Genomic DNA, 17,758 nt, shown 5'->3' with positions numbered 1-17,758 from the left:
TATTTCCCTGCTCCAAAAGTCGTTTTCGTGAAGTTTCGGCTGAATTCAAGATTCGACGCCGAGTTACCCTCAGTTACCGCTTCGTGATCAAAAGCCCTCTTCGAATTACCTCTGGGCAACTTTTCAGCACCAAGAAGGTTGGATGAAGACGAAACTGAGGAGCGGAGCGTAGGCAAAACCTACGTGAGCCCCGGAAGTTTCGGCTGAATTCAAGATTCGACGTCGAATTACTTTCAGTCTCCGCTCCGTGATCAAAAGTTGCCTTAGACTTTGACTGGGCTGGTGCCTTTGGTGATCATAACTTCCAAATTCTTCACATTGCCGTTATAGATCAGGTCAATGTGGCACAGATTGTTCTTCTCGTCGATCACATAGTTCATGTCATCGCCGTCGTGAATGATTGAATTTATGAAACCGCGCTTGGCCAGCCACATGCTCTTCTGGCTGCTCGGATTGTTGCTGAAAAATTTAATAATGTTCTCATGCTTGAAGTCCGCCGTCTGGAAGCGGAGAATCCGCTCTATGTATGTGCTAACCAGGGTTTTGTAGATCGAGTCGAACCCATCCTCCGACGCAGCAAGGCTTCTTGCCTTGTACACCGTAATCCGGCGAATGTCTTTGCCTTGCAGCTGAGCATTCTCCGACGAGAAGATGAAGCCGAAGTTCTTCCGATTGATCGAATCCTTGATCGTATTCGTGAAGCCGGTAATCTCCTTGGCCATCGTCGTTACGGCCCGCAGGCTGTTCTCGCCCGCTTCGATGTCGAAGCGCACGCCAGGGAATTCTTTGCTCGTGTTCTTGAAGGATTCCTTCAAGTATTCCGGACATTGGTATGCCGCCACGATCCCTGCAGCTACATAGGACGCGCCTACGTATACACCCTCGATCCAGAGCTTGAGAATGTCTTCTTTCTCCTTGGAGAGCTGAGCGCCATTATCGGTCTGTACCATACGGCTGTCGATGACTACACCAGACTTTTCCTTCGGAATGACGGTAAAGTTCGGGATGCACGGAACGGCATATTCGCTATACTCCTTGCGGATAAGCGGCGCGCATTTGTCGATGTATTTGTCGATTCCTGCGGTAGCCATGTTGTTGAACGTCGTCTCTTCTCCCGATTCGAAGCTGAAGAAGATTTGCACCTTGAAGTCTTTGACGACTTGCATGAGCATCGACAACGATTCCATCGTGTTGCCGTCCTGCTTGGCAATTTTCTCGTTGCCCTTGAAGCGCTCGCGGCTAACCTTCACCTTGCCAGCTGTCTCCAGCTCAACGGAAGGCACGATACCGAACCAGATCGTATCGCTGAAATCGTTCTTCGAGTTCACCGTATTCAGGTAGGTCTCCAGACGAGGAATGTTCGCGCTCTTCACGGTCATGTCGAGCTTCGTATTCGTCACGAGTAGAGAAGGAGCCATGCCCTTGTTCTTAACCGCATATTGGTCAAAGTACATTTTGACACCGAGAATTTTTTCGACCAACGGCTTAACCGTTTTAACGAAATCATCCTTCGCCGTTTTGTAGAATTCCAGATACGTGTTGTAGTTCTGTACTTCCGTCTCCAGATTCACTTCCGTGCTTACGGCCGGCAGCGGGCTGAACGTGCGGACAACCAGATCCTTCACATAACCAGATGGTGACTCCGTGATAGAGTTATAGTCTTCTTCGAAGACTTGAGCCAGGTCACTAGAGCTGCTCTCATCCAGCAGCACGAGCTCTGTGCTCTCGCTCTTCGGCGCTTCAATGATTTTCAGCTCGCCGCTCTCCCCGATCGTCAGCATACCGATTTGCACCGCTTCGGCATCCTGCTCCTCGTTTGAGCTGCCCAGCAGAAGCCGAGTCTTGATATCCTCGATCGCTAGCGGAAGCATCGCCATCACGTTGTTGTAATTGGCACTCGCCTCTTCGAACATCGCGTTCAGCTTGTCCCCCATATCCAGCTTCTTTGGATCCTCTTCATCCAGCTTCTCGTATTGTCCATACATGTAATGGATTTCCTTGCGAACCTGACGGATGTCGTCCATGACTTTCTTCGGAGAGATCATGTCGAGCAGATGCTCAAACTTGAAATCCACGTTCGTCATCCCTTGGCTTCGCTTCGTGTCGATCAGCGTGAACAGCATTTTCAAGAAATCATTGTGCTGATCAATCCGGATCTCGGAGATCGCTTCTTCGGCAATACCTTCAGGCTTCTTCAACATGTAGACGACCTTTTGGTTAGCCGCATTAAAGAATGAGTACACCGTCGGCGAGAACTTGTCCAGGAACTCATCGAAGCTCCGCACCAATAGCTGGCTGTTGATCTCCTTGATTTTGTCGTCGCTTAGGCTGTCAATGCCTTTGACATCACCCACGATGGTAATCAGGTCCAGCTTCTCGGGATTGATCTCCTCGAACAGCATCGTTCGATTGGTCTGATTGATAATATCCATTGTCGTAATTCCTCCTCCCGTTTCTAAAAAAGCGCAGCCGGCCTGATGAAGTCTCCGGATTCATTTCCATGCCGGACGCTTGCACTACTGTTTTTTTTCGACAGTATCCGACTATCGTACGGGATACATGAGTCGCATGACCGGGATGAACTAGCTCAACCCGGGTCTCGAGGGTAATATTAAACACCCCCCATATCAATTGTCAATATCTTGAATTGTTGATGGATTCAGGGACTAAAGAACCTTGCACCCAACGACCTAAGGGAAATATATCCAATCAAAGACCTATTTTTTGGAATTATATACAATAAACAAGGACCTATTCCGATATAAGTTTAAATATACATATTCGGGCGACTATTTTCGCTCTATTTCAACACTATATAGTACATAAGGCGGGTATCGGTAAATGAGGCAAAAAAAGCAAAAACAATCATCCACCAAATTTTCGGCAACTAGGACTTTTATCCTGATTTTTGTTTTTATGTTTTTTACGTCGATTTTTCACAATTCGGCCACCATTTCTGCAAATTCCTTACAGAATAACTACACCGACGCTTTTGATGCGGTCTTTGTTTTGGACACAAGCTACTCCATGAATCATGCCGATCCAAACAAAACGGCCAACGAAGTCATTCATATGTTCATGGATATGAGCGAAGCGAGTCGGACTCGGGTCGGCTTCGTAGCCTACAACCACCAGATCGTCGCCTCGAAGCCGCTGACTTCGATTTCCGTTGCGGCGAATAAAACGGAGCTGAAACAGAAAATTGCCGGACTCCGCCGAAGCGGATACACCGATTTGGGACTGGGATTAAATACGGGCGGGAATTTAATTTCCTCAAAAGCAGCTGAAGGAGAGGGGAGCGGACGCAAGCCGTTCGTCATTCTGCTCTCGGACGGGGAAACCGATTTTGGCCCCGGATATTCCAAACGGACTGCGGCCGATTCGGCCAAGGACGTAGACAAAGCGATCGCTAAGGCGCAGAAGGATGGTTATCCGATCTATACGATCGGACTGAACCATGATGGGACGGTCAACCCTCAAGAGTTGGAACGAATCGCCAAAGAGACGGGCGGCGCATCGTATATTACGAGCAGCGCTGATGACCTGCCGGAAATTTTCAACCGGATTTTTGCGGCAGAAATGAGATCAGTTCTGCTTCCGGTGGCCGGCGTTACCGCTACAGGACAACTGCAGGAGGTACAGGTCGATATTCCTAATTCCAGCATGCGGGAAGCCAATATCATTCTGCTCTCTGAGCATTCGCTCAAAGAGACGCAGCTGTTCTACAGCTCGGAGAACATTCGCATGTTCAAATCGGGGAGTTATACGCTGGTCAAGGTATCGCAACCGAAAAAGGGGACGGCCAAGCTCAAATTCCGGGGGACGCCCGGAGATCTCGTCAAAATCAATTTGCTCGGCAGCTACGAGATGGAAGCCCATGCCGAGATCACAAGCAAAAATGCGATCAAGGGGCAGCCAACCGGCATCGAGGCCAAGCTGATCCATCCGGCAGCGAATGAGCCGTTAACGGAACAGGAAGTGTACCAAGACTTGCAGGGTCAACTGATCGTTACCAATCTGCAAACGAATAAAGACACGATTGTAGATATGAAAAACGAAGGAACGCGCTTCTATGCGGAATACGTATTTCCTTCCTCAGGACAATACAAATGGCAGGTAAAAATGGATGGGCCAAGCTTCTACAGGCATAGCGCCGTCCATGAACAGAAGATCGTCAATCTTGCACCGATTGTCCATGGCAGCGAGCAGGTGGAGGTCATTAAAGAAAATGGACAAGCCATGCTGGCATTAAGCGACTTATTCCTCGACGAAAACGGGGATGAATTAACATATAAACTGCATAGCGGTAACCCTGACAAAACGATAACTCCCGAGCTCCAAAACGGCGAACTCGCTTTGTCTCCGCTGAAGACCGGACAGACACAAATTACGCTGACGGCCACGGATTCAGAGGGTGGCTCGGCCACCGCCGTCTTGAACGTTCACGTCAAATCGAAATATACGGCGCTGAAATGGTCTATCGCGGGAGGCGTGCTGCTGGTTGCGGTCGCCGTAGGATTATTCTTATGGCTTCGTCCGAAACCAGGCTTTACCGGCAAGCTGGAGGGATATTTCCTCGCGACGGCTAGCGGAAGCGAAGTCCCGGTCAAGTCATGGCCGCTCACCTCTTTTGAGGGGCGGAAGGTAACTCTGCTTGAATTATTCGTGAGCCTCGATGTCCATGAGCCGCTCCCTGAAGCAGAGCAAATCGTTTTTACACCAGGAAAAGACGGCAAGCTGATCGTGAAGAACACGTCGCGCTCTTCCCTTGTCCGCAACCGCACGCCGCTGCCGAAGGACAAAAAAGAAGTCCTCGAATATAATGACAAACTGTACATTACATTCGAGGACGGCATTACCGAAATCGAGCTGCGTTATAAGGCGATTAAGCCTGCGACGAATATCTTTATCCGGAACGGCTCTTCCGGCGAGCAGACGGGCTAGTTACGTATTCCATCGTAATCGCCGCCTTAAACCACTTGAGGGAAGAGCAGCGCTTATCCGGGGATACGATGAGCCCGCGGCGGATCGCCCGGGACAGAAACGGCCAGCCGTGCTTCAGCCCGGCGCTAATCGGCTCCAGGCGGTCATCGAACAGCCGCTTGCGGACATCGGTCGGCGCCGTGCCGCGGCAGCAATAGTACAATAATGCTGCCAAGCTGTATATGTCGCTGACCGGTCCTTGTTTAGACTGCTCGGAATAGAGCTCAAGCGGCGAATAACCTGCTGTCGTCAGGATCGTATGCCCGCTGCTTTCAGCGAAGCGGACAGCAGAGCCGAAATCAAGCAGCTTCGCGCGTCCCTCAGGATCGATCATAATATTGCCCGGCTTCAAGTCACGATGAATGACTCCCTGCTTATGCAGATGCTCCAGCGTCTCGATCAAGGGAAGCATCGTCCTGTACAGGAAGCCGGGCTCTATGATGTCTGGACGTCCTCCGATCCATTCCGCCAGTGTGACCCCTTCGATGAACTCCATGACGATATAGACGGTGCCATTTTGTTCAAATTGATCGATGCAGCGGACAACGCCGGGATGCTCAACAGCATTTAGAAGCGTTCCTTCATTAAGGAACGCATTCCTCAGCGCTTCATACTTGTCGTCCGGCACACCGGACAATCGGCGCACGGAGCTGCCATCCTTCCCCCTGCGCACGAGCGCCTTCGGGAAGAACTCCTTTATTACGCATTTTATTTCCTGTTCTTCGCTTCTGGCCGCATATACTATGGCCAGCTCACTTGCCGAAATCCTGCTACGAACCCGATAGGTCCGCCGCTCCTTGCCGGATACTCCGTTCTGCAATCGCGCATTTCGGCGCAAACCATTTGCATCATTCTCCAGTAAAGCTTTATTCACTGTCAACCTCCGCGAACAAACGTTATGTATATCCTCATCTTACCAATTTATGAACAAGTTGACCATGCATGTTTAAGATCTGTTGTTAAATCAAGTGTGCCCTTCACCATCCCCGTCTTCTCTCTTAGCATCGTAAGATCAGACAGGATACCAATGAAGGGCACCCGAACAAACTAGTTATTCAAATCATCGAACATGGAACCGACTACGGTTACTTCGATTTGATCAAGTACATGAACCCCCTTAAGAGCAGGGAGTTTATTGTAGGCATAAGGCAATTTGGATAGGGCTACATCGTCTATCCACGCTTTTACATAATACTTGCCGTTTTGCATGTTAGCATGCGTATAGACCGGAAGATTGCCTGGATTGATCTGAATGGTTACTTCCGTCGTTTCTGTGATTTTGTACATGTTCGGTTCGCCGTTTTTCACGAACTCCCGGTATTTATAATACGTATTGCTGCCTGCTGTGGAGGATTCGCTATAGCCTTCGAGCACTTTTTTCCAGAATGCATGGGTCTTGCTCTCGTCTTGATCCTGGGAATAATAAATCGGCTCCACTTCCTTGGTATAGCGCTTGGAATCACTCTTTCGGTCCTTTACCTCAAGCAATACAGCACCGTTCACGCCTTTAGGATCTTCCGCCGTCAAAATCCCTGAAACAGCTTTGAAGCCTCCGCCTTGCTTGGCAAGCCCTGCATTTTTAATGTTGACCGCTTCTTTGTTGCTGTTGATATAGATCAGGTTCGTTTCGTAGCGGAAAGAATGAATTAAGGCATTAACCAGATCGCGGTGATCGGCCGTGTCTGCCTCCGACTGCTTGAACGTAACCGTCTTAACGGTAAAGGTATAGCTGCCCGCCGGATTGAAATAATATCCCGATTTGATCGGATAAGCGTATTTCTGCAAATCGCGGTCGGTTGGGAATACGGCTTTATCGTACAGGGATTTGTTGTTCTTGCGGTCCTTGGCGGCATTTCTCGCGGTCGCATACTCCTCAGCCATCGGCTTCTCCTGCTTCCATGCAACATTGGCGCTGGCTTGCTGGGTAAATATACGCGGATATTGGCCAGGCACCGCTACCCCATAATCGGAGGCATCGACCTTCACGCCATCAGGCTGATATGGCTTCCCGCCCTCATCCAAATGGTACATCCAGCGGATGACGTTATAGGTATAGCTCTCGTTCTCCCAGAACAGATCCTTCTTCAGCGAGTCGGGCGTGTTGCTGTCGATTTTATTCTGAAAGGACGGCTTTTGGATATCCTTCTTTCCATTGTATACGTAAAATTGATAAGCTTTCTTATCCAGGCCATCTTGGAAGGATGCCGTAGCTGTACCGCTTTTGGTCACCGTACTGCATTCACTCTTGCCTTCTTCATTTTGCTTGCAATTCGTCTCATTGTAGCTATAATTTCTTTGAATACTGCCTGCTTGGGATACCGTGCCGATTCTCTGAATCGGAGTGCTTGGACTAGGATCAGGTTTCATCCATTTCCGGTTTACGGGATCGTCGCCGAAGTCCTCCCTCTTAATCGTCGTCAAGAAAATCGGACTTCGCGTCACCGTCTCACTCGGCTCATTGACGCGCGAATTGTTCAATACCTGATGGGCTCTAAATAAAGTAGGCGTATCGTTGGTTACATTGAGCGCACCGGTCGAATTGCTTGTCCACCATGCATCAGACCTAGGCAAAACAAGGGTTGCCGTATTAGGATTCCCCTGATTTAACGGGAAGTTTTCCCTTTTGGATAACACATCATATCCGAGTCCGACTGGGACAACAACCTTGACCGCCTTCGGATGGGAATCGAGAACATTGTTGCTTAGATCCGTTTCTTCTGGCGACTTCCCGTCCTTGTTAATGTTGAACTGGATTCGAATCTCGCTTTCCGGCATAGTAAAATCGGCATACAGTATCCGGCTTTGGTTCCGGTCGAGCTTAACAGTGCCCGACTCCGCCGTTCCATGCCCGCTGAATTTCAGCCCATCCGCAGCGGTCATTTTTCTTCCATCACTTACACGCGTGATTGCCCATTCATATTTCGAGTTCACCGAATCGATAAAGGTCGAGTTCACCTTCACGCCCACCCGAACCGTTTCCCCAGGCACCGCCTCGACCGGCAACTGCTCAAACTGCGCTGAGATGTCGTCTCTCATTAAATTAAACGGGGCGATCGGGATATCCAGATAAGTGATGCCGATACTGCTATCAATATATACCGTACCGAATCCCCAGGAAATCTCAGTCGGCGGCTGGAGTACGTGGACGTAATCAATCCATCTGCCGTTTTTAGGTTTGCCATTTTCGTCATATACCACTTTATCTGCCAAGTTAGAGTTTTGATTGTTGTACATGAACTTTTCGTATTTCTCGCCTGCGTACTCCAAATTTAGACCAGTGAGGATAGCCTCTTCAAAGGTTCCGTCCGGCAGGAATGGGTTTGTTGAACTTCTGTAAGCATCGAATTTGTTAGGCGATATCTTATACTTGGATGTTACTCTATCATCTATCCATGGTTTTGAAATCAGGGGGAAGTTTTGTATTTTGGTCCCGCTCCAACCAGCATACCAAGGTACCCCTTCTGCCGGAACAGGGTGCCCGTCTCTAGAGTATCCGCTATATACCTTCATTTCCTTGCCTCTATGGTTAATCGTTTGTCCATGTGACTCTCCATAGACTATTTCATAAGTGGATAACTTTATTTTTTCTTTTTCTTCTAATTTATCGTTAGCTTGTTTAGCTCTATTCAACCTATCCCGGATTAAATCCTTTCTGAGATTTAAACGCTTATTGTCCTTCATAATATGATCTTTGTAGTACTGCTCTTCCTTAATACCATATAATACTCGCATATCTTGGTTTATCTTTTGAATTACTTCTTCAACAGTCTTGGGAATTTGGCTAATCGGTTCTTCTTCAGAGAAAACAGGTTGATAAGGATATATACCGCATAACATAATCACAGATAATATTATCCTTATTGACTTCTTCATGGTTGCACCTACTTATAAAATATAGTTACTGCAATATTTGAATTTATATTTGATGCCACTCTAATCTTAAACGTATCATCATAAAATTCTTTCGGTTCCAACTCTGGTTCAGGTGTTTTTTTAGTTTTGACATAGCTCATAACAGATTTAACAGTTTTTTCTTCAACTCTTTGTAGAAGGATTTCTTCCAACTCTTCCAGCTGCATCTCATGATCTCCCCCCCACATGCCAAAATCTATAAGGATTGCCATCAGGGCTTGAGTACCTTCACCAGTACCTTTCTTGATATCCATCATTGAGCCAGTATTATGCTTAATTTTGAAGCCGTGAAGAGTTTCATGTACAATTTGGTCCGATTCAGGTTTAACATCACTAGGATCGAATCCAGCCGTATTAATATAGACTGTTCTCACTGCGGAATCCCATTTTACGGACGCATCCAATCCCTCGCTTATAAAACGAAGCGGAACGAAAGTTCTACCTCCAACTCGCGCTGCTGCCGTATCCATTTGTTTCTCCACGCCATTTACTGTGTACTTCTTGCTGCCGAGCACCAAGACCACGCGGTTTGAATCCAGGTCAACCGTAACGGTTTTGGTGGCCTCATTCCAGCCTACTTTTGCACCCAAAGCTTCACTAACAAAACGAACAGGTACCTGTACCCGCTGAGCCTTGTCTACATAGGGCTGCTCATCTGGGAAGTAGATGCGATTCGTATTAACCTCCACACGCAGTGGCAATGGTTTAGCTGCGGTCAGGACGGGTACGAGCCCCAGCAATAACAGCAGCATGGCTAGTGCTGTTGCAATTCTTTTTTTCATATCATAGCCCTCCTAATATTTGGTGTATGAGGTGTCATCACTTGCCTCACATCCATTTGTATGATTCAACTTATAATAAATGGATTGATGGCAGTTAGTTTCTGCGACAAGAAAGTAAAAATAGACTTAAATGGATTTCATGTCGTTAGTTGATGGGAAAATGCCAACAATGTGCTGGATCCTTGATTTTAAGTGTATAAAATCCATTTAAATCCCCTAAACAATCATTTAAAGCCTGTTTAACACCATAGATTCCATTTAATATACAAAAAAATTGGTGTAGGCATCTCAAACCTGTTTTCCCCTTAAAAAGAAACGCCCATCGAAATATCCTTCGAAATCATGCGCTCAATCTTTCTATACTGCTCCTCGGCATGCGTCAGGAATTTCGCTTTGCTCTGCAGCTCGGCGGCCACCTTCTTGTGGCGCTGCCTTATTTGATCGCAGGCGCGGTGAACCTGATGCACCTGCCGCTGCACGTTAGGCTCGCTGTAAGAGCGGCCCGTGCTGGAGGAGATCCGCTCCGCTTGGGACAGCATCTGCTGTACCCGGGAGCCTAAGTAATTCTCGAAATTTTTAAATTTCAATTTCAAATGGTTCAGACGGCCGAAATCCACAGCTAACTTCACAGAGGTATGCGAGCCGTATCCTTTGATGATTTTTGCCGTATAGTTCTTATTCTTGCCGGAGGAAGGAGCCTTCCTGGCCGTGAGCATGCCCGCCGCCCGCTTCGGCAGCTGCGCCAGTAATTTGATATTGGATTTAAACGCGTCATATCTCTTGGACAGTCCGGCTTTGGCCTCGTTGATGGCCGTATTGACGCTGTTCGAGACATCGTTGACGGTTTTATCCCAGGTCTGTTTAATGGCGGCAATAATTTTTTTCGTTCTCTCGGCAATGCTCCTGAAGAAGCTCGCCACTGCATTCTTAACCTTCTCTTTGAATCGCTCCATCGCCTGTGCCGCACGAACCCCCGCTATCGCGATATCCTTGGCCAATTCTTTGGCCCGTTCCTTGAATTTCCCCCATTCCATCTTCACCTGCTCAGCGAACCTCGTTAAAGCATCTCCTACCATCTTCCCCGCCTTGACGAGCTTGGCAGCGGCAATCGTCAGCTGCTTCACGATCCAATCGCCGAACTGATTGAGCTTGTCCATAACGTAATTGATCCCATTCATGATGTTCTTGCCCAGGGATTTCAGGAAATCATCAGCGAATATGTACGGGAATAAGTATGCAGCGATAAATGTAACTACTAACTCGACCTCATCCCCATACTCCTCGGCAATTTTACTGAACGCATAATCGTCCAGATGGCTAAGCACCATCGCCGCCCCGACCCATTTCTGGAAGTCGCCTTCTCTTTCAAAGCCTTCGGCTCCGCTCTCCATAAAAGCCAACACACCGTCGAGCGCATAGCTGCGGTAAGGCTCTTCCATCGTCTCATTAATATAAATGGTGAATTCATTAATAAACTTCGGAATATCCCCCTGTTCAGCCAGTTCCCTTACTTGACCGTTCTCATCGAGGACGATGTTAGGGCGGTGGTTGTAAATGAATTGCTCCTGCTTGTCCGTATCGATATACTTGATCGTTCCCGCAATAGGGATCAGCAAGCAATTGACGAAGTCGTCCATCGCGGATACCGAAGTAATCTTATGCTTATTCGCTTCGATCCGGTCCTTATATTTCTCGATGAATTCCTTGGAGAAGCCCTGTCCGTCGAACGAGAGCGCCCGATCCACCTTATCGGACAGAATCGCTACGTATTGCGTTTTATTTCCGCCTTTGGAGTGGCCCGTAACCGTGATATTCTCGTATTTTAAGCTCTCGATATATTCCAAAGCGGCAATCTGCTGCTGTGTATCCGACAAATATCCGCCTGACCCGTTATCATGCCACTCATAGTCGCCGCCCGTTCCCCGAAAAACGACGGTCGCCTCCCCTTTCGGGTCGACGAACGTGGCTGCCCGCATCCCGGCCTCAAGCGGCTTGCCGTCGCTGCCTTGAATCGTTTTGCCGTTCTTGTCGAACATGACGCCGGTTCGGCCATCCGCGACTTTTAAGGAACGCAGCTGCGAGTCCTTCTCGATGGCCCGCAAAATAACGAGCCATTCTTCCTTGGACATTTTACAGGGGTACTCATCGTCCGTGCCAATCTTGCTCTGGTTCCGGCTTTTGTCCAGACCGTTGCTATATAAAAAAGAATCTACGATGTCTCCGACCTTTTTACCGTTGCTATCAGCCACCCCTTGGAGGTAGATCAGGTTATTCAGCAGCAGTAGTTGATTCTCTTGCAGCTCAGCCATCCGTCACAACCTCCTCTCCGTTCTGCCTGATCGTCATATCCGGAGTGACCATGACCGATTTATAGTCTCCAACAAAATACCCCTCATCCTGCAAAGCGCTCAAATTCTGAGGTCCTGAGCCAATAGAATCGTATCTCTCGTCCGCAACGACATACATCCGTACGAACCCGACCATTTGCTGCTCGCGCATCTTCCCTGCAATTTGGCGCAAGCCGACTTCGATATCTTGATCCTTAACCAAGGACTGCTTCACGAAAATCACCGTATCCGATGAGAAATTCTCATCCTCGCTATAAATCTGTTCCACCTTCGTATCCTTTTTTAAACGATCCGGCAAGACCCCCTCGCCGAAATCCACATACAGCTTGAATTCATCGTAAGTTCCACGGACAATATTGGAGAGCGCCGCCTCATATTGAGGTTTGATGAGTATTCCGAAATACCCGTCGCTAATGCGATATGAGCCGTCTTCCATTTTCGTGCCCCATACCTCAAAATGATCCTGCTCGGATCCTTGTTTCGGATAAGCCTGCAACCGGTCATAGCTGTATGCCCAATCGCTCAAACTTAGTGAGATCGGAACGAACTCTTCCCCATACTTCTCCTCCAGGTGTGACAACATTTGCTCCTTGATCGCTTCCGGATTCGGCTTCTTACTCATACATCCACTCACTCCCCATATAATAATGATGCTTAACAAGCTCAAGATGAATTTCCTCGTCCATAGATTCAACCTTTTCCCCTCCCTTCAGTCATTTTCACTAGTTCATATATTAACTGCGCTTGATAAAATCTGCTTGGAGATCATACTCTCCACTCTGCGGTACTGTTCCTCGGCATAAGTTAGGTACCTTACTTTATTTTGCAGCCCGGCAGCCACCCTCTTGTTGCTCTGCCTGATATGATCGCATGTCCGATGAAGTTGGTAAATTTGCCTTTGGACATTGGACTCACTGTATGACCGCCCCGTGCCCGAAATCATTCTCTCCGACTGGGACAGCATCTGCTGAACCCGCGAGCCTAGCAACTCCTCAAAGCTTCTAAATTTCAACTTTAGATGAGCTAATCGGCTGAAATCTACAGTCAATTGGACGGAAGTGTAGGAACCATATTCCTTGACCACCTTAGTGGCAAGTTTAGGTTTGGCCACATTAGGCACTGTTTTTTGAACACTCAGATCGCTGCTCCCTGCCACTTGTTTTTGCATTTCACTAACTACAGTGATATAGACCAAAAACATAGCTAATTTGGAGGTATGATCATCCTTCGCTTTATTGAGCATATTAATTACACCCTGCTTGGCATGATCGACAGCCTTATTCCATGTTTGCTTAATCGCTGTAAGAATCTTCTTTGTACCCTCAGCGATATTGATGCAGAAATTAGTAACGGCTTGCTTGAGTTTATTCGTAAAATGCTCGATAGCCTGCTCCGTTGCTTCTACAAGTGTACGTGAAAATACAATTACGCCCTCCTTAAACTTCTCCCACCCGCCCTTGAGCCGTTCTGCAAACTTCGCAGCTCCAACAGCCACTATATTCCCTGCCTGTTTGAGTTTGGCAACTGCACTCGTTAATAGTGCTATAAGCCAATCGCCAAATTTCTTCAGTTGGTCTATCGAATAATCGATAGCATTCCATATATTTTTAGCTGAAACCCTAATCACATCATCAGTAAACAAGTAAGGATATAGCATGCTTGCGATAATCACGGCAACGAGTTCTGCTCCATCCCCATATTCTTCGGCAATCTGGGAGATGGTGTAATCATCCAGATGACTTATAACCATAGCTAGAGCAGAACCTTGATGAAACCAACCCTCTTTGGCAAAACCCTCGTCTCCCTTTTTCAATAAAGACAACACCCCATCAAATGCATAACTACGGAAGGGTTCATCCATCGTTTCGTGGATATAAATCGTAAACGAATTAATAAATTTAGGGATGTCCCCAGGATGATCGGTAGGCCCGCGTAATTGACCATTCTCGTCTAATAGAATATTGGGACGGTGGTTGTACTTAAATTTCTCTTGTTCCTCTGTATCTATGTATCTAATCTTTTCGGAAATGGGATAAAGTAGACAGTTAACGAAATCGTCCTTGGAAGAAATCGAGGTAATCTTGTGAGCATTCGCTGCTATTTGGTCTTTATACTTCTCCAAGAACTCCCTCGAAAAACCTTGGCCATCAAAAGACACTGCTTCTTTCACCTTATCCGACAGAATCGCGACATACTGCGTCTTATTACCACCTTTGGAGTGTCCTGTAACAGTAATATTGTCGTACTCCAAACTTTCAATATATTCCAGGGCAGCTATCTGTTGCGGTGTATCTGCTAAATAACCGCCTTGCCCATTATCAAACCATTCAAAGTCGCCACCCGTTCCCCGGAAAACTACCGTAGCACGGCCATCTGGATCGACGAAGGTAGCGGCACGCATGCCGGCCTCTAGGACTTTGCCGTTTTTCATTATTGGCTGTCCATTCTTGTCGTTCATTTTCCCGGTAATACCATGGTTAACTTTTAAATCCCTTAACTGTGAGTCTTTATTTATTGCATTTAATATGGCAAGCCATTCGCCCCTGGACATATTACAGGGGTATTCTTCGTCTGTACCTATTTTTTCCTCATTTATACTTTCATCTAATTTGTTGTCATAAATCAATTCATTCACTATTTGACCAACAGTTATATCTTTTCTATTCACTACTTCATTAAGGTAAATTAAATTATTGAGGAGAATTAGTTGACTTTCACTTAATTCAGCCATCCATTTGTACCTCCTCGTAGTTCACTATTCTAAGATCTTTTGTAACGTTTATATTTTTACGTTCGCGTATAAAATACTCACTCTTTTGAGTTGGAGTTAGATTTAAAGCATCTATATTTACCGTTTCAAACTTTTCGTCAAAAACGACATATAGACGTACGCTACCGACCATTTTCTTGGCCTGCATTTGCTCGGCAATTTTCCGAAGACTATCTCCATCATCTATTCCTTTCGCAGATAATTCTTTAACAAACACTGCTGTATTTGATGAGAACAGTTCATCTTCATTATAAATTTCCTCAATATTGGTATCTTTGTTCAACCGATCCGGGAGGACGCCTTCACCAAGATCCGTGTAGAGCTTAAACTCGTCATAAATATCGTTTACAATATCAGACATAACAGCCTCATATTCCGGCTTAATGTAGATCCCGAAATAACCATCATGGATAGCGTAAGTACCGTCATCTTTTTTCGTTCCCCAGACCTCAAAACTGTCATTCTCTGACCCTTTTTTCGGGAAAGCAAATAAAGTATCATGACTATACGCCCAATCACTCAGACTTAAAGACATCGGCACGAACTCTTCCCCATACTTCTCTTCCAGATGCCTCAACATCTGTTCCTTAATCGCTTCAGGGTTAGGTTTCTTGTTCATGCACCCGCTCACTCCCCATATTATGATCAAACTTAATAGCCCCAGGATAAATCGTTTTGTCCACAGGTTCATACTTTCCCTCCTTTAAGGGCGGATTACCAATCCAACGAGATCTCGGGAAACATCAGCATATTGTCCATGTAATTCTGAAATTCCTGCTCAATTGTATCCGTTATAAATACGATCTCCCTGTCCAGCAGCTCGCCGGTTTGGGCGTTAAAGCCCTCCATCACAGGAATCACCGCAATTGTATTCTTATTCATCGTAAACAAGGCAGCGCCCGCCAAAATGGTCTCGACGCTTCGATACACGTCATATACCATATCTACAGCCTGATTTGTCAGCTGCTCTCCGCACTCGCGGATAAAACCCTTGATCTGATCAACCTCAATATGACTGAATTCGTTTTGCAACGTGCTTCTGTTCTTCTCCAGCTGTTTCTCCGTATACCTAACGATTTGCTCAATGGAGCGCCCTACGCTCTCTTCCGTCAAACCATCCATTTTCAAAAATAAAGAATAAAGCCCATAATCCATGATCGGCTCTTCTTCCTTGTTCTCTCCGAAAAAAATATGCCATACATCCGGACGGATCGATCCGACCGTATCATAAAACCAGCTTACAAATTTAGAATATTCGCTTTGGATCGTCGGAACGGTATTACCTTCCAAATCAAACTCGAGAATCTTGAAGTAAGCCTCTTCCATATCCGTTTCTTCCGTCTGCTGCTTCACGAACACGACCTTATCCAGGCAATCGCCAACCGGGTCATGTTCGGCCACGAGATTGCGCACCCTTCCGGGAAGCTCTTCGCCCGTAGGCACCGCGAATACAGTGGCCTCCAGATCCAGCCGCTCCGCAAGACTAGCCGCACAGTAGCCGCCGGCCTTCATACCGGTCAAGGAACAGCTGCCCTTATCCCTCCATTGCAAGACGCACTCCGTCACATCATCCAAGAAATGATGAATGTCCAATTGCAGTTCCGGGTGCTCGTTCGCATGGGGCACGATGACGCTGTTGCCTTCATCATCTGCAAATATGTACAAACTCATATATTCCAGCTTCCTATGCTGCTGCAAAGACAAGCGCAGCAACGCGGGGCTGGACAATATCTCGCGAGTCAACAGCTCCAAATCAGGGTATCCACTCAGCTCTTTCCCCCATTCGGAGAAATGCTCCAAGGGGCGATGGATGAATGGAGAAATGTCCCCAACTCTCAGCAGCTCGCATAACAGTATTTTATCCTTATCCCTCAACACGCCTGGTACACCCCTTTATTTCTTTGCATTCCTCTGCTGCTGGAGCTGCAGCGCCTTCTGCTGAGCTTCGATCCGTCTTTGCTCGTCAGCTCTCTGCACCTCGGCGGCCAGCCTCTCCAAGCCTGACTGCAAGTTCTCAATGTCCGAATACAATCGTTTAATTTCGTTTCGCGTTTGCGACTGATAGCTGTCCGTCAGCGCTTTGCCCGCACTGCCCTTCCACCAGGACGTGACCCCGGATAGCTCGGCTTGCAGCTTGGCTTCCTCTCGTCTAACCTCACCCAGCTCATTGCGGATACTTCTGGCCGTGCCGCTTATGGCACTTGGTGTGCTCATCTCTCCACCTCCCATCCAAAGAAAATGAGTATTAATTTAGAAAATGGCGTGATAACAGCAGCAAACTGTGTACCACGCCGATCTTCCTTATTTACGAAGCGCGCTAGCGATATCTTTCTCGCTTTGCTCCTTGATATCAGCGATTTTGTCGAGGTTTTTGCTGATGTTCTCCACGCATTCAACCAACTTATCAAGGTTAGGCTTCAACTGTCTGAATTCATCCACGAAAGCCTTGGCAGAATCACCTTGCCACCAGCCTTCAACGGAATTGATTTCTCTGTGCAGCTGCTCTACGAGATCCTTCGCATTTCTGCCTTTGTTCAGAATCGACTTGGACACGCTGCGGGCCTGTCCAGGACTAAACGTTAAGTTTGACATTATCTCACCTCCTTTCAAGTGTAATCATCCGGGTAAGCTATGGCTTCAGCGCAGCTAAACGCTGCCTCTCCTCCGCCGCTTTCCGTCTCCGCTCCTCTTCGGCCCGATCGACCGCATTAGCCAAATTGCTGCCGAGCTTGGATTCCAGGCCGTCCAGCTTGCGGAGCAGGTCGCTGATATCGCGATGAATCTGCTGGTACCCGGTTCTAAAGCTGGTTCCCGCTTCTCCCTTCCACCAGGTGCTCACATCGCCCACAACACTTTGGTACTTCGATGATTCGCGCCTGATATCTTCGGATATGACACGGACTCCAGCTGCTTTTCTGCGGATTTCTCCGGATGAAGGCATTTACACCCCTCCCCAATGAATC

General features: G+C 47.4%; 13 protein-coding genes. 1 reads left to right on the top strand and 12 read right to left on the bottom strand.

Annotated elements, in window-relative coordinates; all coding sequences use genetic code 11:
* Nucleotides 1–263: 263 nt before the first annotated feature.
* Nucleotides 264–2,432, bottom strand: a complete 2,169-nt coding sequence (locus ACYUJT_RS19285) for a transcriptional regulator (RefSeq protein WP_460325256.1) — start codon at nucleotides 2,430–2,432, stop codon at nucleotides 264–266.
* Between the two features lie 409 nt (nucleotides 2,433–2,841).
* Between ACYUJT_RS19285 and ACYUJT_RS19280 the strand changes: the two genes are divergently transcribed.
* The gene (locus ACYUJT_RS19280) at nucleotides 2,842–4,944 is read left to right on the top strand and encodes a VWA domain-containing protein (RefSeq protein WP_460325254.1); all 2,103 of its coding nucleotides are present in this window, start codon (nucleotides 2,842–2,844) and stop codon (nucleotides 4,942–4,944) included.
* Here ACYUJT_RS19280 and ACYUJT_RS19275 read toward each other — a convergent pair.
* The 11 genes from ACYUJT_RS19275 to ACYUJT_RS19225 form a co-directional block, all read right to left on the bottom strand.
* Nucleotides 4,907–5,857 (bottom strand): serine/threonine-protein kinase, encoded by a 951-nt coding sequence (locus tag ACYUJT_RS19275; protein ID WP_460325252.1) that lies wholly within the window; start codon nucleotides 5,855–5,857, stop codon nucleotides 4,907–4,909. The genes ACYUJT_RS19280 and ACYUJT_RS19275 overlap by 38 nt on opposite strands.
* 173 nt (nucleotides 5,858–6,030) lie before the next feature.
* Nucleotides 6,031–8,250 carry a hypothetical protein gene (locus ACYUJT_RS19270; protein ID WP_460325250.1) on the bottom strand — a complete coding sequence of 740 codons (2,220 nt, stop codon included), beginning with the start codon at nucleotides 8,248–8,250 and terminating at the stop codon, nucleotides 6,031–6,033.
* 614 nt (nucleotides 8,251–8,864) lie between these two features.
* On the bottom strand, nucleotides 8,865–9,677 hold the full coding sequence (locus tag ACYUJT_RS19265; RefSeq protein ID WP_460325248.1) for a copper amine oxidase N-terminal domain-containing protein: 813 nt from the start codon (nucleotides 9,675–9,677) through the stop codon (nucleotides 8,865–8,867).
* A gap of 305 nt (nucleotides 9,678–9,982) precedes the next feature.
* On the bottom strand, nucleotides 9,983–11,986 hold the full coding sequence (locus ACYUJT_RS19260) for an Mbeg1-like protein (RefSeq protein ID WP_460325246.1): 2,004 nt from the start codon (nucleotides 11,984–11,986) through the stop codon (nucleotides 9,983–9,985).
* Nucleotides 11,979–12,647: a hypothetical protein gene (locus ACYUJT_RS19255; protein ID WP_460325244.1), complete on the bottom strand. Its 669-nt coding sequence runs from the start codon at nucleotides 12,645–12,647 to the stop codon at nucleotides 11,979–11,981. The genes ACYUJT_RS19260 and ACYUJT_RS19255 overlap by 8 nt, the downstream gene beginning before the upstream one ends.
* 105 nt (nucleotides 12,648–12,752) lie before the next feature.
* Nucleotides 12,753–14,756 carry an Mbeg1-like protein gene (locus ACYUJT_RS19250; RefSeq protein WP_460325242.1) on the bottom strand — a complete coding sequence of 668 codons (2,004 nt, stop codon included), beginning with the start codon at nucleotides 14,754–14,756 and terminating at the stop codon, nucleotides 12,753–12,755.
* On the bottom strand, nucleotides 14,749–15,414 hold the full coding sequence (locus tag ACYUJT_RS19245; protein WP_460325240.1) for a hypothetical protein: 666 nt from the start codon (nucleotides 15,412–15,414) through the stop codon (nucleotides 14,749–14,751). Before ACYUJT_RS19245 ends, ACYUJT_RS19250 begins: the two co-directional genes overlap by 8 nt.
* Nucleotides 15,415–15,509: 95 nt before the next feature.
* The gene (locus ACYUJT_RS19240; RefSeq protein ID WP_460325238.1) at nucleotides 15,510–16,673 is read right to left on the bottom strand and encodes a hypothetical protein; all 1,164 of its coding nucleotides are present in this window, start codon (nucleotides 16,671–16,673) and stop codon (nucleotides 15,510–15,512) included.
* Between the two features lie 15 nt (nucleotides 16,674–16,688).
* Nucleotides 16,689–17,009 (bottom strand): WXG100 family type VII secretion target, encoded by a 321-nt coding sequence (locus ACYUJT_RS19235; protein ID WP_460325236.1) that lies wholly within the window; start codon nucleotides 17,007–17,009, stop codon nucleotides 16,689–16,691.
* Nucleotides 17,010–17,096: 87 nt separating this feature from the next.
* Nucleotides 17,097–17,387: a WXG100 family type VII secretion target gene (locus ACYUJT_RS19230; RefSeq protein WP_460325234.1), complete on the bottom strand. Its 291-nt coding sequence runs from the start codon at nucleotides 17,385–17,387 to the stop codon at nucleotides 17,097–17,099.
* 37 nt (nucleotides 17,388–17,424) lie between these two features.
* A complete protein-coding gene (locus tag ACYUJT_RS19225) occupies nucleotides 17,425–17,736 on the bottom strand; it encodes a WXG100 family type VII secretion target (protein WP_460325232.1) in 312 nt (103 codons plus the stop codon).
* Between the last annotated feature and the right edge of the window lie 22 nt (nucleotides 17,737–17,758).

This window comes from Paenibacillus sp. YSY-4.3 (assembly GCF_054767475.1).
This window is presented reverse-complemented; position numbering and strand designations above follow the sequence as displayed.

Bases quoted from the DNA above. Each gene is read 5' to 3' on its own strand.
- ACYUJT_RS19285 (WP_460325256.1), bottom strand. From the start codon at position 2,432: ATGGATATTATCAATCAGACCAATCGAACGATGCTGTTCGAGGAGATC.
- ACYUJT_RS19280 (WP_460325254.1), top strand. From the start codon at position 2,842: ATGAGGCAAAAAAAGCAAAAACAATCATCCACCAAATTTTCGGCAACT.
- ACYUJT_RS19265 (WP_460325248.1), bottom strand. From the start codon at position 9,677: ATGAAAAAAAGAATTGCAACAGCACTAGCCATGCTGCTGTTATTGCTG.
- ACYUJT_RS19260 (WP_460325246.1), bottom strand. From the start codon at position 11,986: ATGGCTGAGCTGCAAGAGAATCAACTACTGCTGCTGAATAACCTGATC.
- ACYUJT_RS19255 (WP_460325244.1), bottom strand. From the start codon at position 12,647: ATGAGTAAGAAGCCGAATCCGGAAGCGATCAAGGAGCAAATGTTGTCA.
- ACYUJT_RS19250 (WP_460325242.1), bottom strand. From the start codon at position 14,756: ATGGCTGAATTAAGTGAAAGTCAACTAATTCTCCTCAATAATTTAATT.
- ACYUJT_RS19245 (WP_460325240.1), bottom strand. From the start codon at position 15,414: ATGAACAAGAAACCTAACCCTGAAGCGATTAAGGAACAGATGTTGAGG.
- ACYUJT_RS19235 (WP_460325236.1), bottom strand. From the start codon at position 17,009: ATGAGCACACCAAGTGCCATAAGCGGCACGGCCAGAAGTATCCGCAAT.
- ACYUJT_RS19230 (WP_460325234.1), bottom strand. From the start codon at position 17,387: ATGTCAAACTTAACGTTTAGTCCTGGACAGGCCCGCAGCGTGTCCAAG.
- ACYUJT_RS19225 (WP_460325232.1), bottom strand. From the start codon at position 17,736: ATGCCTTCATCCGGAGAAATCCGCAGAAAAGCAGCTGGAGTCCGTGTC.